This window comes from Isoptericola variabilis (genome assembly GCF_050311655.1).
Lineage (GTDB): Bacteria > Actinomycetota > Actinomycetes > Actinomycetales > Cellulomonadaceae > Isoptericola > Isoptericola variabilis.
Genome location: NZ_JBNOZM010000001.1, coordinates 591,239 through 606,247 on the forward strand (window position 1 = coordinate 591,239; position 15,009 = coordinate 606,247).

The window sequence follows — 15,009 nt, forward strand, 5'->3', positions numbered from 1 at the left end:
GGGGTACCCTCGCGACGAAACGTCGGTGGGCGTGACGTCGTGCCGCGTGGGCGGACGGCCTGGTGGGGCGGGGGATGGCAGGATCGTCTCCGTGAGCAAGGACCAGCCGACCACCCCGGACGACGCCCGCGACGAGACCCCGGACGGCGCCCGGGACGATGCCAGCGACGATGCGGGCGGCGTGTCCGAGGCCGGGCCCGCCGACGCGCCGAGCGCGGAGCTGCGCGAGCTCGCGGAGGCGTACGGCGTGCTCGGCGAGCACCACGGCTTCGGCGGCGAGGTGGTGGTCGCGCCGGCGTCGACCCTCGTCGCGGTGCTGGGCGCGCTGGGCGTGCCGGCCGACACCCCGCAGCAGGTGACGCACAGCCTGCAGCGCGCCCGCGACGACGAGTGGCGCGCCGTCCTGCGGCCCACGGTCGTGGTGCGCGAGGGCGCGGGCGCGCAGGTCCCCGTGCACGTCACGGACGGCGCCGCCGTGCACGTGTGGCTCGAGCTGGACGGCGCGGAGCCCGCGGCGCGCGAGCACGAGGTGCGCCGCCGCCGCGACCTGGAGCAGCTCGACGTGCTGGTCGAGCCGCGGTCGGTGGACGGGCGCCGGGTGGGCCGCGCGACGTTCGCGCTGCCGGACGACCTGCCGCTCGGGTGGCACTCGCTGCACGCGCTCACGGAGGGGCACGAGTCCCGCGCGACCGTCGTCGTCACCCCGCGGCGGCTGGAGCTGCCCGCCGGGCTGGAGGACGACCAGTGGTGGGGCTTCCTCGTGCAGCTCTACTCGGTGCGCTCGCGCACGTCGTGGGGCGTGGGCGACCTGGCGGACCTCGCCGACCTGGCCTGGCTGACGGCGCACCGCGCGGGGGCCGACTTCGTCGGCGTGAACCCGCTGTCGGCCACGGAGCCCGTGACGCCGGTGACCCCGTCGCCGTACCTGCCCACCAGCCGGCGCTTCCTCAGCCCCCTGTACGTGCGGGTGGAGGACATCCCGGAGACGGCGTACCTGTCGGCGGCGGACCGCTCCCTCGTGGAGTGGGCGGCCGACCCGGTGCGCGACCTCGTGGCCGACCCCGGCGCGCTGGACCGCGACGCCGTGTGGGAGGCCAAGAAGGCGGCCCTCGAGGTGGTGTTCACCGCGCCGCGTCGTGCCGCGCGGGAGGCCGCCTACCAGGAGTTCGTCGCCGAGGAGGGCGCGGGCCTGCGCGACTTCGCCACGTGGTGCGCGATCGTCGAGCACCTCGGCTCCCGCCCCCGGCCGGACGAGCTGGGAGACCCGGCGTCGCCCGCGGTCGCCGCGCTGCGCGAGCAGCTGGCCGAGCGCGTCGAGTTCTACGTGTGGCTGCAGTGGGTGGCCGACGAGCAGAAGCAGACCGCCCAGCGCGTGGCCCGCGAGGCCGGGATGCGGATCGGCATCATGCACGACCTGGCCGTCGGCGCCCACCCCCGGGGCGCGGACGCGTGGGCCCACCGCGACGTCCTCGCCCGCGACGTCTCCGTGGGCGCGCCGCCGGACATGTACAACCAGCAGGGGCAGGCCTGGTCGCAGCCGCCGTGGAACCCGCGTGCCCTCGCGAAGGCCGGCTACGCGCCGTACCGCGACATGCTGCGCACGGTGCTGCGGCACGCGGGCGCACTCCGGGTCGACCACGTGCTGGGCCTGTTCCGGCAGTGGTGGGTGCCCGAGGGCTCGTCGCCGGCCGACGGCGCGTACGTGCGCTACGACCACGAGGCGCTGCTCGGCATCCTGTGCCTGGAGGCGCACCGCGCGGGCGCCGTCGTCGTGGGGGAGGACCTCGGCGTCTTCGAGCCGTGGGTGCGCGACGAGCTCGCCGAGCGCGGGGTGCTCGGTACCTCGGTGCTGTGGTTCGAGAAGGAGGACGGGCGCCCTCTGGAGCCGGAGAAGTACCGGCGGATGTCGCTCGCGACCGTCGGCACGCACGACATGCCGCCCGCGGCCGGCTACCTCGCCGGCGAGCACGTCGACCTGCGCGAGCGCCTCGGCCTGCTCGCCGACGACGCGCAGGAGCTGCGCGCCGCCGCCCGCGCCGAGCGCGACCAGGCGGTGCTGGCCCTCGCCATGCGCGGGCTGGTCTCCGACCACCCGTCCGAGCGCGAGATCGTCGAGGGGCTGCACCGGTACCTGCGGAAGTCGCCGGCCGCCCTCGTGGGGGTACAGCTCACCGACGCCGTCGGCGAGCGGCGCACGCAGAACCAGCCCGGCACCGACCAGGAGTACCCGAACTGGAAGGTGCCGCTCGCCGACGGGTCGGGGAACGTCGTCCTCGTCGACGACCTGTTCGACAACGCCCGCCTGCGCTCCCTCGTCCAGGCGGTGCGCACCGCCCGCTGACCCCGCACGACGCTGTGAGCACGAGTTCGGGGACTATCACCGCGGTGATAGTCCCCGAACTCGTGCTCACACGCCCCGGTGGGTGCGGAGGTCAGCTCCCGTCGGCGGCCTGCGCGGCGAGCGCGCGCTCCGTGCCGGCGAGCTGCTCGACGACCATGCGGCGCAGGGCGGCGGGGGCGTCGGCGTTCGCGTCCAGCCAGCCGCGGACGGCGTCGCGCAGCGCGACCGACGCGAGCGGCGCCGGGTAGAGGCCCTCGATGAGCTCCTCCGCGATGTGGTAGCTGCGCGTGGTCCAGATCGGCAGCAGCGCGTCGACGTAGCGGGCGGCGAACGGCTCCAGCACGGCCGGGTCGGTCACGTGCACGAAGCCGGCGGCGGTGGAGCGGATGATCGCGTTCGGCACGTCCGTCCGGTCGACGACGGACGCGAACGCGCCCTCCTTGCCCGCCACGGTCGGCGTGGCCGCGCGGGCGCGGGCGGCGGCCTGGCGCCCGGTGGCCGTGTCGTCCTGCGCGAGCGCGGCGTCGATCTCCGCGTCGTCGGCGGCGCCGAGCAGCACGAGGCTCTCCAGCAGCTCCCACCGCAGGTCGGTGTCCACGGTGAGCCCGTCGAGCGCGACCGTGCCGTCGAGCAGGCCGCGCAGCGGGGCGACGTGGTCCGTCGTCGACGCGAGCTGCGCGAAGAACTTCACGAGCTGAAGCTGGAGGTCGGAGCCCGCGGCCGCCTCCTGCGCGAGGCCCCAGAGCCGATCGCCGATCCGCGCCAGGGTGGCGGCACGGCGCTCGGGCGCCACGTACGACCGGGCGGCCAGGCCGAGCTGGTTGAGCGTGGTGCGTACCGTCGTCGACTCGGTCTCGGCGGCGATGTTGCCGAGCACGAGATCCACGTACGACGACGCCGGGGTCTCGCCGTCGCGCACGGCGTCCCACACCGAGCCCCACACGAGGGAGCGGGCCAGCGGGTCGGCGATCCGGGACAGGTGCTCGACCGCCGCGGCGAGCGACGCCTCGTCGAGGCGGATCTTCGCGTAGGCGAGGTCCTCGTCGTTGAGCAGGACGAGCGCCGGGCGCTCGCGACCGACGAGCTCCGGGACGTCGGTGCGCTCGCCGTCGACGTCGATGACGACCTGGTGCGTGCGGGTCAGCGCACCGTCCACCACGTCGTAGAAGCCGATGCCGAGGCGGTGCGGACGAATGGTCGGGTAGTCCGCCGGCGCCGACTGCAGCACGGCGAAGCCGGTGATGCGCCCCTCGGCGTCGACCTCGATCTCCGGGCGCAGCGTGTTCACGCCCGCCGTCTCCAGCCACGCCTTCGACCAGGCGGTCAGGTCACGGCCGCTGGTCGCCTCGAGCTCGACCAGCAGGTCGCGCAGCTCGGTGTTCGACCAGGCGTGCTTGCGGAAGTACGCCGACACCCCGGAGAGGAACTCGTCCCGGCCGACCCACGCCGCGAGCTGCTTGAGCACCGACGCGCCCTTGGCGTAGGTGATGCCGTCGAAGTTGACCTGCACGTCCTCGAGGTCCCGGATCTCCGCGACGATCGGGTGCGTGGAGGGCAGCTGGTCCTGGCGGTAGGCCCACGTCTTCTCCATCGCGGAGAAGGTGGTCCAGGCGGCCTCCCACTCGGTGGCCTCGGCGGTGGCGAGCGTCGACGCGTACTCGGCGAACGACTCGTTCAGCCACAGGTCGTTCCACCACTTCATGGTGACGAGGTCGCCGAACCACATGTGGGCCAGCTCGTGCAGGATCGTCACGACCCGGCGCTCGCGGACGGCGTCGGTGACCTGGGAGCGGAAGACGTACGACTCCGTGAACGTCACGCAGCCCGGGTTCTCCATCGCGCCCATGTTGTACTCGGGCACGAACAGCTGGTCGTACTTGTCGAACGGGTAGGGCACCCCGAACGTCGACTCGTAGAACGCGAAGCCCTTGCGGGTGGTCTCCATGATGTAGTCCGCGTCGAGGTGCTCGGCCAGCGACGAGCGGCAGAACACGCCCAGCGGGATGGTGCGGCCGTCCGACGACGTCAGCTCGCCGCGCTGCACGGCGTACGGGCCGGCGACGAGCGCGGTGAGGTACGTGGAGATGCGGGGCGTCGGCTCGAACGTCCACGTCGCGGTCGGGACGTCGGGCTCCGTGGCGTGCGTGGCCGGCGTCGGCTCGGGGGTCGGCTGGTTCGACACGACCTGCCACGCGGCCGGGGCGGTGACGGTCAGCTGGAACGGCGCCTTGAGGTCGGGCTGCTCGAAGGTCGCGAAGACGCGGCGCGCGTCCGGCACCTCGAACTGCGTGTAGAGGTAGACCTCGCCGTCCACCGGGTCGACGAAGCGGTGCAGGCCCTCGCCGGTGTTCATGTAGGCGCAGTCGGCGACGACGCGCAGTTCGTTCGTCGCGGCCAGGCCGGTCAGCGCGATGCGGGAGTCGGCGAACACCTCGGCCGGGTCCAGGGCGACGCCGTTGAGCACGACCTCGCGCACGGCGGGCGCGACCAGGTCGACGAACGTGCTCCCGCCCGGGGTGGCGGAGAACCGGACGACGGTGGTGGACGCGAACGTCGTCGGTCCGGTGGTGAGGTCGAGGTCGACGGCGTACGACTCGACGTCGGTGACGACGTCGGCGCGCTCGATCGCCTCGGCGCGGGTCAGGTTCTCTCCGGGCACGGGTTCTCCCTCGTCTGTGGTGGGTGCTGCTCAAGGTGGTGCAGCGCGTGATGGGCGCGTCGCTCGCGCACGATGATGCCACCTCGGGCCTGCCACGACGCACGGGATTCCCGGTCCCCGGCGCCTGCGGGGCCGCCGCGGGTTCGACCGCCGAGACCCGATCGTGACATCCTGCCCGGTGCGTCGCCGCCGCGCGGGTGCCCCGCACCGGCCCGAGGCGAGCCCGAGGAGTGACTGGAGGGAGTCCAGATGTCCGGCACCGTTCCGCCGCCCCCGCCGGGGTCCGACGGCAGGCCGCCGTCGCTGCCGCCGTCCGTGCCGTCGCCGGCCGGCGGCGTGCGCCGTGTCGCGTCGGCGTACCAGCGGCCCGCCGCGGTCGACCCTCGGGCCGAGGTGCCGCTGCAGCAGGTCACCGCGCCCGCGCCCGCCACCCCGCCCGCCGGTGCGTCGACGGTGCACGCCCCGGTGCCCCCGCCGCCGGACGCCGGAGCCACGGCGCCGCAGGCGCCCCCCCAGCCCGCGTACCCGCCGGCCGCCCAGCACACCCAGCAGCTGCCGCCGGCCGTGCCGTCGGCGCCGCCCGCGTCCGCGCCCCCCGCCTACGCGGCGCAGCCGGCGTACGCGCCTCAGCCGTCCTACGCCCCCGGCCCCGCCGCGGCGGCGACGCAGGTGCAGCAGCCGGTGTACGCGCAGCAGCCCGCGGCGCAGGCCGGGTACGCCGCCCCTCCGGCCCCTCCGGCCCCGCCTCGGCGACGACGCCGGCTCTCGGCCGGGTGGATCGCGTTCATCGCGGTCGACGCGGTGCTCATCGTGACGATGGTGGTGCTCGCCGTGCAGATGTTCGGCGCGCCGTCGCCCACCTCCCCGCAGGCCGGCGGTGCCCCCGTGGCCTCCCAGGAGCCGACGCCGTCGGCGTCGGAGGAGGCCCCCATGCAGGGGGAGGCGCTGGCGCACTTCGCGGCGCCGTCCAAGAACATCACCTGCTCGATCTACGCCGACGGCGCGTCGTGCGGGATCGCGCAGCTCAACCAGCAGCCCGCCCCGATGGAGGGGTGCGACGGCACCACGGGGTACGTGGTGACGGTCGACGGCGCGGGCGAGGTCGCGCAGCCGTGCGTCCCGAAGGGCGAGCAGCCGACGGCCGCCACCGACGACGTCGACGTCCTGGAGTACGGCGACTCGATCACCGAGGGCGACTTCACCTGCCGCAGCGAGGACACCGGGATGTCGTGCACCCACGACCCCACGGGCAACGGCTTCTCCCTCGCCCGCGCGGGCATCGGCACGAGCTGAGGCGCCCGCGCCCCCGGGCCGAAGACGACGAGAGAGACGACGAGGCCGCCGACCGTGAGACGGTCGGCGGCCTCGTCGCGTCAGGGCGTGCCTGGACAGGGCCGCGTCACCAGATGCGCACGCGCTCCTCGGGCGCGAGCCACAGCGCGTCGTCGGGGCCCACGCCGTAGGTGGTGTGGAACTCGTCGATGTTGCGGACCACGCCGTTGCAGCGGAACTCGTTGGGGGAGTGCGGGTCGGTGGCGATGCGGCGCACCACCTCCTCGTCGCGGCCCTTGGACTGCCACACCTGCGCCCAGCCGAGGAACACGCGCTCCAGGCCGGTGAGGCCGTCGACGACGGGGGCGTCCTCGAGCGACGTGCCGAGCGCGATGCGGTACGCCTTGATCGCGATGGACAGGCCGCCGAGGTCGCCGATGTTCTCGCCGATGGTCAGCGCCCCGTTGACGTGCGGCCCGTCCTCGGGCAGCTGCGCCGGGCGGAAGGCGTCGTACTGCGCGATGAGCGCCTGGGTGCGCTTCTCGAACTCGGTGCGGTCGGTCTCGGTCCACCAGTCCTCGAGGCGGCCGTCGCCGTCGTACTTGGACCCCTGGTCGTCGAAGCCGTGACCGATCTCGTGCCCGATGACACCGCCGATGCCGCCGTAGTTCACGGCGTCGTCGGCCTCCGGGTCGAAGAACGGGGGCTGGAGGATCGCCGCGGGGAAGACGATCTCGTTCATACCCGGGTTGTAGTAGGCGTTGACCGTCTGCGGCGTCATGAACCACTCGTCGCGGTCGATCGGGCGGCCGATCTTGCCGAGCTCGTGGTCCTGCTCGAACGCGTGCGCGCGGCGGACGTTGCCGACCAGGTCGGCGGCGTCGACCTCGAGGGCGGAGTAGTCGCGCCACTTCACCGGGTAGCCCACCTTGGGCGTGAACCGCTCCAGCTTGGCGAGCGCCTTCACCTTCGTCTCGGGCGTCATCCAGTCGAGCGCCTCGATGGACTCGCGGTACGCGGCCACGAGGTTCGCGACCAGCGTGTCCATCCGCTCCTTGTGCTCCGGCGGGAAGTGGCGGGCCACGTACTGCTCGCCCACCGCCTCGCCGAGCGCCCGCTCGACGAGCGCGACGCCGCGCTTCCAGCGGTCGCGCACCTCCTGCGCGCCCGACAGCGTCCGGCCGTAGAAGTCGAAGTTGGCCTCGACGGTGGCGTCGTCGAGGTAGGCGGCGCGCGCGGTGACCAGGTGGTACGCGGCCCACAGCTTCCAGTCCGCCAGCGGTTCCGTCCGCCACAGCTCGGCGAAGCCCGTCGCGAACGACGGCTCGCGCACGACCAGGGCGTCCAGGGAGCCCTCGGGCGCGCCGAGCGCCGCCGCCCAGGCGCGCCAGTCGAAGCCAGGAGCCCGCTCGACGAGGTCGGCGAGCGTCATCGGGTTGTAGGTGAGGTCGGCGTCGCGGTCGCGCACGACGTCCCAGTGGTGCGCGGCGAGCTTCGTCTCGAGGGCGAGCACGCGCTGCGCGGCGTCCTCGGGGTCCGCCCCCCACCCGGACGTGGCGGTGACACCCGCGAGGCGCAGCATGCGCGCCAGGTGCGGTGCGTACTTGTCACGGACGGGCGCGTACTGGTCCTCGCGGTAGTACGCCTCGTCGGGGAGGCCGAGGCCGCCCTGGACGAGGTAGGTCACGTACGTCTCGGGGTCCTTGGCGTCGTTGTCGACGTAGAAGGCGACGGCGCCGCCGCCGCCCGTGCGCTGCAGGGCGCCGAGCACGTCGACGAGCTCGGCGGGCGACGTCGCCGCCGCGATCTGCGCGAGCTCGTCGGCGATCGGAGCCGTGCCGAGCTGCTGGACGCGGTCGGAGTCGAGGAAGCTCGCGTACAGCGCGCCGATCTTCGCGGGGGTGGACGCGGGGTCGAGGTCGTCCGTGGCGGCGAGGTCGGTGATGATCTCGCGGACGCGCTCCTCCGACAGGTCGTGCAGGGCGCGGAACGCGCCGTCCATGGCGCGGTCGGCGGGGATCTCGTGCTGGGCGATCCACCGCCCGTTGACGTGGCGGTACAGGTCGTCCTGCGGGCGGACGGCCTGGTCGATGGCGCTGAGGTCGATGCCGGACCGCAGCCCGGTGGCGTCGGCAGTCATGGCGTCACCCTACGGCCAGGCGCCCACGCGTGGTGGGGGTCGAGCACGGTGGCGACGTGGGGGAGGGACGTAGGGGAGAATGGACCCATGCGTCTGCACATCGCCGCCGATCACGCCGGATACGAGCTCAAGACCCACCTCGTGGACCACCTGCGCGCCGCGGGCCACGACGTCGTCGACCACGGCGCCCACGAGTACGACGCGCAGGACGACTACCCCGCGTTCTGCATCGCCGCGGGCGAGGCCGTCGTCGCGGAGCCGGGCTCGCTGGGCATCGTCATCGGGGGCTCGGGCAACGGGGAGCAGATCGCCGCGAACAAGGTGGTCGGCGTGCGCGCCGTCCTCGCCTGGTCGCTCGAGACGGCGAGGCTCGGCCGCCAGCACAACGACGCGAACGTCATCGCCGTCGGCGGCCGGATGCACCCGCTCGACGAGGCGACGTCGTTCGTCGAGGCGTTCGTCGCCGAGCCGTTCAGCGGCGACGCCCGCCACCAGCGCCGCATCGACAAGATGGCCGCGTACGAGGCGTCGCACGACGTCTCCGCCATCGCCTGACCTCGTCGCCCGAGCGTCCCGACGTGCCCGAGGGTCACACCGTCCACCGGCTCGCGCGCGCCCTGGACGGGCTGTTCGGCGGCGAGGTCCTCGCCGTGTCCAGCCCGCAGGGCCGGTTCGCGGGCGGCGCCGCGCTGCTCGACGGCCACCGGATGGTGGCCGCCGAGGCGTGGGGCAAGCAGCTCTTCTGCGCCTTCGCCCCGGACCGGTCCGGGGACGCGCTCTGGCTCCGCGTGCACCTGGGCCTGTACGGGGCGTGGTCGTTCGCCGGTGACGGCAGCGCCGACGTCGTGCACGCGATCGGCGCACCGCGCCGGCGCATCGGGGAGCGCGAGACGACGCCCGACGACGACGCCTCCGGCGCCGCGGACGCCGTGGGAGAGTGGACCCCGCCCGCGCCGCGCGGCGCCGTCCGGCTGCGGCTGGTCGGAGCGCACGCCGTCGCCGACCTCACCGGTCCGACGGCGTGCGAGGTGCTCACCGGCGCGGAGAAGGCCGCCATCGAGGCGCGGCTCGGGCCGGACCCGATCAGGGAGGACGGCGGCAGGGGGTCGCTCGAGGCGTCGCGGGCGGCGTTCGTCGATCGGGTGCGGCGCTCGCGGGTGACGGTCGGGCAGCAGCTCATGGACCAGGCGGTGATCGCGGGCGTCGGCAACATCTACCGGGCAGAGGCGCTGTTCCGTGCGGGCGTCGACCCGCTGCGGCCCGGCCGCGACGTGCCCGAGGCGACGCTGGCGGGGATCTGGGACGACCTGGTCGTGCTCATGCGCGACGGCGCGGAGCGCGGCGCGATCGTCACCACCCGGCCCGAGCACCGGCTGGCGGACGGCGGGGGCGGCCGCGTCACGCGGCAGAACACGGACGGCGACGCCGGGGCCGTGCCCCGGGACGCGTCGTTCTACGTCTACCACCGTGACGGGCTGCCGTGCCGCGTCTGCGGTGCGCCCGTGCTCACCAAGGAGCTCGCGGGCCGCAACCTGTTCTGGTGCGGCGTCTGTCAGGCCTGACGTTCCGGCACCAGATCCAGCACCTTCGCCAGGTGTCGTCCCGGCGCCTCGCCCCAGTCCGCCCACTCCGCCTCGGTGGCCTCGGCGAGCGCGCCGCACCACGCCCACGACCGGTTGACGGCGTGCGTGACGCCGGCCGCGTGGCGCAGGCCGTCCCACGACGGCGCGCCGTCGTCCGTGCCCACCGGCGGCAGGCCCCGCTCGGCGCACCAGGCGTCCCACGTGCCGCGGTAGGCCCGTTCGACCGGCGCCCAGTCCGTGCCCCCGTGGCGGGCGACCGCGGACGACACCTCGAGCACCTCGAGCGGGTGCGCCCACTGGGCGTCGCCGAGGTCGAACACGCGGGGGGCGCCGTCGACCTCGAAGACGTTGCCCGGGTGCAGGTCCCCGTGCTGGAGGGTGCTCGGCAGCGGGCTCTCCGCCAGGGCCGCGGCCGCGGAGGCCACCGCGTCGCGGGCCGCGTGGAGCCGGGCGAGCGTGCGCCCGTCCGGTCGGGCGGGGTGGCCGGCCGGGAAGTGCCGCAGCAGGTCGAGGACCGCCTCGAGGCGCCCCGGCACCGTGCCGGGGGAGCAGTCGGGCAGGCCGGTGGCGAGCAGCGCGTCGCCGTGGCCGACGAGGGTCTGCTGCAACCGCCCGAATCGTGTCATGACGGCGCACCAGTCGGCGGTGCCGGGCTCCCGGAGGTCGCGGAGCGTGGCGCCGCGGTCGGCCGTGAGCATCCAGCCCCGGTCGGGGTCGACGGCGACGGGGGCGTCGGCCGCGTCGGGCGCGACCTCGGCGAGCAGCGCCTGCAGGGCGGGCTCGAAGGACGCCGACCGGCAGGTGGCCTTGAACCAGCAGCGGCCGGCGTCGGTGGCGACGACGAGCTGCGTGGACCAGGGACGGACGCGCGGCTGCTCGGGCGGGGCGACGACCTGCACGCCACGGCGGGCGAGGGCGTCGGTGATCCAGGCCGTGGTCTCGGCGTGCCAGGCCGCCGACGTGACGGTGTCCGAGAACGCCGCACCCACCGTCAGAACACCCAGCCGCAGGCCGGCGCGAGCGGCCAGCCGAACGCCGCGGCGGCCTGGGAGAGGGCGCCGGGTGTCCGGTCGGCGACGAGGCCCGCGCCGGCGAGCGCCGCGAGGGACGTCCCGCCGAGATAGGCCGCGCCGAGCTCGCGCACGTCGAGCTCCAGGTCCGCCGCGGCGTCGGTACGCTCGCACGTCGCCGGGCCGAACGCCGTGGCGCGCAGGCGCCACGACCCTGCGTTGTCGGGCAGGCGGTCGTCGGTCACGCCGAGGACGAGGTCGACGTCGGCCTGGTAGCGGCGTCCCGCGAGCGCGCCGGGCACGTCGACGACGCGCACCCACACGTTGTCGGTGATGCGGGCACCCGCGGCCCGCGGGTCCACGAGCAGGCTCATGACGGTGTCGTCGACGGGCAGCAGGAACGGGTCGGTGCTGCTCATGAGGTCGAGGTCGAGCAGCACGCCCCAGAGGGCGCGCGCGGCGGCGGGGTCGAGCGCCACGACGTCGCCCAGGTGCACGGTGCCGCGCGGTCCGGTGACCTGCCAGTCCATGCTCCGGCGGAACGTCGCGTAGCCGCGGGGGTCGCCGTCGCGCTCGACGACGACGATCCGCAGCGACTCGCGCCCGCTCGCCCGGAACGACTTCGGGTCGGCCCAGTAGCTCTCCCACAGCTCGTCGGTCTCGCGCGTGGCCCAGCCGGGCCGGTTGATCCCCGCCGGGCTCGTGGGCAGACCCGGCGCGCGGTGCAGGCGGGCGACCAGGTCGCCGTGGCGCGCGCGGTCGGCGTGCTCCACCCGCACGGTGTGGTCCGCGGCGCCAGGCACGTCGCGCAGCGCCGCGCCGCGGGGGACGGTGACGCGCAGGTCGTCGGCGGCCTTGCCGTACCCGAACCGCCCGTAGATGGCGGCCTCCGCGGCGAACAGCGCGGACAAGGGCTCGCCGCGTCGGCGGCACTCGTCGAGGTGCTGGTCGATCATGGCGGTGAGCAGCCCGCGGCGGCGGTGCTGCGGGTGCACGCCCACCCAGGTCAGCCCTGCCGTCGGCAGCGTGTTGCCCGGCACGGGGAAGCGCGAGAACGGGTACGAGGCGTGGATCGCGGCGAGCCCGTCGCCGGGCGCGTCCTCGCGCTCGACGCCGACCACCCGCTGCCACGTCAGGGGCAGCGGCAGGTCGTCGAACTCCGCCACCGCGTGCGGGTCGGGGAAGGCCCACGTGTCCAGGTCGAGCAGCGCGGCACGGTCGTCTGCGGTGAGCGGGCGGCTGCGGTAGCCGGCGGGCAGGGCGGTGCGGGAACGGTCGAAGGTCACCGGTCGATCGTGGCGCGGTCCTGGGCCCCGGGCCAGCGGATTTCCGGGGCCGGCCGGACGAGTCGCCCGAGGGCCGTCCGGACGACCTCGCGCGACGGTCGGGCAGCAGGTCGGCGGCGGGTCGTAGGGTCGCGGTGTGCCGACCCGCGCCGTGACGCCCGACGAGCCCCTCGACGCCCCCGACGAGTACGCCACCGAGGTGCTCGCCCTGGTGCGTCGCATCCCGTCCGGCCGCGCGATGACGTACGGCCTGATCGCCGAGATCGTCGGCGAGCGGCTGGGGCGCGGAGGGCCCCGGCAGGTCGGGAACGTCATGGCCGGGTCGGGCGACCGCTACGCGCACCTCGTGCCGGACGGCGCCGCGGTGGTCGGGCCTGTGCAGGACAACCACCCCGTGCCGTGGTGGCGCGTGGTGAACGCGTCCGGCGCCCCGCCGGCGAGACACCTCACCGCGGCGCTCGACGCCCTGCGCGCCGAGGGCTGCCCCCTGACCCGCGACGGCCGGCGCGTGGACCTGCGCCGCGCCGTCTGGTTCCCGGAGGACAGCTGAGCCGCGCCGTCAGCGGACCGCGGGGGCGGCGTGACGTGCGGCGACGGTGCCGCTGCGGTGGGCCCGGGGGTCCGGTCCGAACCTGTTGGGGCCGCGGTCGCCGGGCAGCACGGTCATGACGAACACGGTCAACGGGCCGATGCCGGGCACCACGTTGACGAGGATCCAGAGCCCCGACAGCCCGACGTCGTGCAGGCGACGCGCGGCGACCGCGAGGTCGGGCAGCGCGGTGCCGAGGAGGAGCACCAGGAGCGCGGCCACGAGGACGTCGGTGACCGGGGGATCCGGGGTGCCCTCGGGTGCCGCCGTGACGCCGACGCCGGCGGCGAGCCCGGCGAGCGCCGCCGCGCGCAGCAGGACGAACCACCAGTACTCGCCCCTGCGGGCTCGCCCGGAGAAGACGGCGTAGCGACGGAGGACGGACGAGACCGCGGCGACGGGGTTCACGGGCGCTGAGCGTAGCGGTTCGCCCCGGTCGCCCGGTCCGTCGTCGGGCTATGCCTTCTTCGGCGCGACGCGCGCGGCGGCCGCGCCGGCGGTGGCGCGCACGCGGGCGCCGAGCGGCGTGCCGCCGTCGGCGTCCGTGCGGGCGGCCTGCGCCGCGGCGAGCACCGTGAGCATCGACGACGGGTCGCCCTGCAGCAGCATCGTGGTCAGGGCCGTCCCGTCCCAGCGCGCGAGGTCGCGCGCGACCTTGTCCGCGGGCCCGACGAGGGCGATCTCCTCGACGAGCTCGGTCGGCACGGCCCGCGCGGCGTCCTCGCGGCGGCCGTCCAGGAACAGCGCCTGCACCTCGTCGAGCTCCGCCGCGTAGCCGAGGCGGTCCAGCGACGCCTTGTGGAAGTTGGCCTCCTTCGCCCCCATGCCGCCGGCGTAGAGGGCGATGTGGGGCCGGATGACGTCCGCGGCGGCCTCGACGTCGTCGCGCACGACGACGGGCACCGTGGCGAGCACCTCGAAGTCGGCCGACGGCGAACGCTCGTCCGCGCGCTGCGCGAACCCGGAGGCGAGCAGCTCGCGGTGCTCGGCGTCCGCCCTCGGGGCGTAGAAGCCGGCCATCCACCCGTCGGCGATCTCGGCGGCGAGCGTGACGTTCTTCGGCCCCTGGGCCGCCAGCACTATGGGGATGTCCGCGCGGCGGGGGTGCACGGTGGGCTTGAGGGCCTTGCCGAGGCCGGTCGCGCCGGGGGCGTCGGCGGGCAGCGGGAGCCGGAAGAAGTCGCCGTCCGCGGTGACGGGGCGCTCGCGGGCGAAGACCTGGCGCACGACGTCCACGTACTCGCGCGTCCGCGCCAGCGGGCGGCGGTACGGCTGGCCGTACCAGCCCTCGACGACCTGCGGCCCCGAGGCCCCGAGACCGAGCACGAACCGCCCGCCCGACAGGTGGTCGAGGGTGATCGCCTGCATGGCCGTGGCGGTGGGCGTGCGGGCCGCCATCTGCGCGATGCCCGTGCCGAGGCGCAGGCGGCGGGTGCGGGACCCCCACCAGGCGAGCGGCGTGAACGCGTCCGACCCGTAGGCCTCCGCCGTCCAGACCGAGTCGAGCCCCAGCGCCTCGGCCGCGACGAGCGCGGGCACGATGCCCTTCGGAGGCTTGCGGGACCAGTAGCCGGTCTGGATGCCGATGCGCAGGGTGCTCATGGGGCGGGTGCTCCTCGTCGAGATGGGGCCGTCGCGGCTCCCCGATCTTCCCGGTACCGGGAGTACGGGGTAAGGCCCGTCACACCCTAGCCGACGCCGTGCGTGCGGCGGGACCGCGGCTAGGTTCGGGGGATGGCGACGATCGACGACGCGGCCCGTACGGCCGCGGCGCTGCCCGAGGTCACCGAGACGACCACGTTCCGGAACCGGGCGTGGGCGGTGTCCGGACGCGTCTTCGCGTGGGACCGGCCGTTCAGCAAGGCCGACGTGCGGCGGTTCGGGGACGAGCCGGTGCCGGCCGGGCCGATCCTCGCCGTCATGGTCGACGACCTGGGCGAGAAGGAGGCCGTGCTCGCCGCCCGGCCGGAGACGCTGACGATCCCGCACCTCGACGGTGTGCCCGTCGTCCTCGTCCGCCTGGACGCGGTCGACGACGCGGCCCTGCGCGAGCTGCTCGTGGACGCCTGGTTCGCGAAGGCGCCCCGCCGGCTCGCCGAGGCGCACCGCGAGCTGCTCGCCTGAGAGTC

The 15,009-nt window shown here is 75.2% G+C and carries 13 protein-coding genes; 7 read left to right on the plus strand and 6 right to left on the minus strand.

Going from position 1 to position 15,009, the window contains the following annotated elements:
• The first annotated feature begins 181 nt into the window (after positions 1 to 181).
• Entirely contained in the window at positions 182 to 2,341 is a 2,160-nt protein-coding gene (gene malQ / locus ACQP60_RS02830) for a 4-alpha-glucanotransferase (RefSeq protein WP_429728790.1), read from the plus strand.
• 91 nt (positions 2,342 to 2,432) lie between these two features.
• On the opposite strand, the gene pepN is transcribed toward malQ, so the two are convergent.
• Positions 2,433 to 5,000, minus strand: a complete 2,568-nt coding sequence (pepN, locus tag ACQP60_RS02835; protein ID WP_429728306.1) for an aminopeptidase N — start codon at positions 4,998 to 5,000, stop codon at positions 2,433 to 2,435.
• Positions 5,001 to 5,023: 23 nt separating this feature from the next.
• Between pepN and ACQP60_RS02840 the strand changes: the two genes are divergently transcribed.
• Together ACQP60_RS02840 and ACQP60_RS02845 are read left to right on the plus strand one after the other, a co-directional pair.
• Positions 5,024 to 5,167 carry a hypothetical protein gene (locus tag ACQP60_RS02840; protein ID WP_429728307.1) on the plus strand — a complete coding sequence of 48 codons (144 nt, stop codon included), beginning with the start codon at positions 5,024 to 5,026 and terminating at the stop codon, positions 5,165 to 5,167.
• 82 nt (positions 5,168 to 5,249) lie between these two features.
• Positions 5,250 to 6,293 (plus strand): hypothetical protein, encoded by a 1,044-nt coding sequence (locus ACQP60_RS02845; RefSeq protein WP_429728308.1) that lies wholly within the window; start codon positions 5,250 to 5,252, stop codon positions 6,291 to 6,293.
• A gap of 106 nt (positions 6,294 to 6,399) precedes the next feature.
• On the opposite strand, the gene ACQP60_RS02850 is transcribed toward ACQP60_RS02845, so the two are convergent.
• Positions 6,400 to 8,412 carry a M13 family metallopeptidase gene (locus ACQP60_RS02850; RefSeq protein WP_429728309.1) on the minus strand — a complete coding sequence of 671 codons (2,013 nt, stop codon included), beginning with the start codon at positions 8,410 to 8,412 and terminating at the stop codon, positions 6,400 to 6,402.
• 87 nt (positions 8,413 to 8,499) lie between these two features.
• On the opposite strand from ACQP60_RS02850, the gene ACQP60_RS02855 reads away from it, so the two are divergent.
• Together ACQP60_RS02855 and ACQP60_RS02860 are read left to right on the plus strand one after the other, a co-directional pair.
• Positions 8,500 to 8,967, plus strand: coding sequence for a ribose-5-phosphate isomerase (locus ACQP60_RS02855; RefSeq protein WP_429728310.1), 468 nt, complete (start codon positions 8,500 to 8,502; stop codon positions 8,965 to 8,967).
• Positions 8,968 to 8,990: 23 nt separating this feature from the next.
• Positions 8,991 to 9,974, plus strand: a complete 984-nt coding sequence (locus ACQP60_RS02860; RefSeq protein ID WP_429728311.1) for an Fpg/Nei family DNA glycosylase — start codon at positions 8,991 to 8,993, stop codon at positions 9,972 to 9,974.
• Here the strand turns inward: ACQP60_RS02860 and ACQP60_RS02865 are convergent.
• Complete coding sequence (locus tag ACQP60_RS02865) at positions 9,965 to 10,984, minus strand: phosphotransferase (protein WP_429728312.1); 1,020 nt, start codon at positions 10,982 to 10,984, stop codon at positions 9,965 to 9,967. The two genes, ACQP60_RS02860 and ACQP60_RS02865, sit on opposite strands and share 10 nt — an antisense overlap.
• Positions 10,985 to 10,986: 2 nt before the next feature.
• Positions 10,987 to 12,291, minus strand: coding sequence for a GNAT family N-acetyltransferase (locus tag ACQP60_RS02870; protein WP_429728313.1), 1,305 nt, complete (start codon positions 12,289 to 12,291; stop codon positions 10,987 to 10,989).
• A gap of 136 nt (positions 12,292 to 12,427) precedes the next feature.
• Between ACQP60_RS02870 and ACQP60_RS02875 the strand changes: the two genes are divergently transcribed.
• The gene (locus ACQP60_RS02875) at positions 12,428 to 12,841 is read left to right on the plus strand and encodes an MGMT family protein (RefSeq protein WP_429728314.1); all 414 of its coding nucleotides are present in this window, start codon (positions 12,428 to 12,430) and stop codon (positions 12,839 to 12,841) included.
• Between the two features lie 9 nt (positions 12,842 to 12,850).
• On the opposite strand, the gene ACQP60_RS02880 is transcribed toward ACQP60_RS02875, so the two are convergent.
• Together ACQP60_RS02880 and ACQP60_RS02885 are read right to left on the minus strand one after the other, a co-directional pair.
• Entirely contained in the window at positions 12,851 to 13,288 is a 438-nt protein-coding gene (locus ACQP60_RS02880; protein WP_429728315.1) for a DUF805 domain-containing protein, read from the minus strand.
• A 48-nt stretch (positions 13,289 to 13,336) separates the two neighbouring features.
• A complete protein-coding gene (locus tag ACQP60_RS02885; RefSeq protein ID WP_429728791.1) occupies positions 13,337 to 14,473 on the minus strand; it encodes an LLM class F420-dependent oxidoreductase in 1,137 nt (378 codons plus the stop codon).
• A 141-nt stretch (positions 14,474 to 14,614) separates the two neighbouring features.
• Here ACQP60_RS02885 and ACQP60_RS02890 point away from each other — a divergent pair, with 141 nt between their 5' ends.
• Positions 14,615 to 15,004 carry an MmcQ/YjbR family DNA-binding protein gene (locus ACQP60_RS02890; protein WP_429728316.1) on the plus strand — a complete coding sequence of 130 codons (390 nt, stop codon included), beginning with the start codon at positions 14,615 to 14,617 and terminating at the stop codon, positions 15,002 to 15,004.
• Positions 15,005 to 15,009: the final 5 nt, after the last annotated feature.

Bases quoted from the DNA above. Each gene is read 5' to 3' on its own strand.
- ACQP60_RS02850 (WP_429728309.1), bottom strand. From the start codon at position 8,412: ATGACTGCCGACGCCACCGGGCTGCGGTCCGGCATCGACCTCAGCGCC.
- ACQP60_RS02890 (WP_429728316.1), top strand. From the start codon at position 14,615: ATGGCGACGATCGACGACGCGGCCCGTACGGCCGCGGCGCTGCCCGAG.
- ACQP60_RS02855 (WP_429728310.1), top strand. From the start codon at position 8,500: ATGCGTCTGCACATCGCCGCCGATCACGCCGGATACGAGCTCAAGACC.
- ACQP60_RS02845 (WP_429728308.1), top strand. From the start codon at position 5,250: ATGTCCGGCACCGTTCCGCCGCCCCCGCCGGGGTCCGACGGCAGGCCG.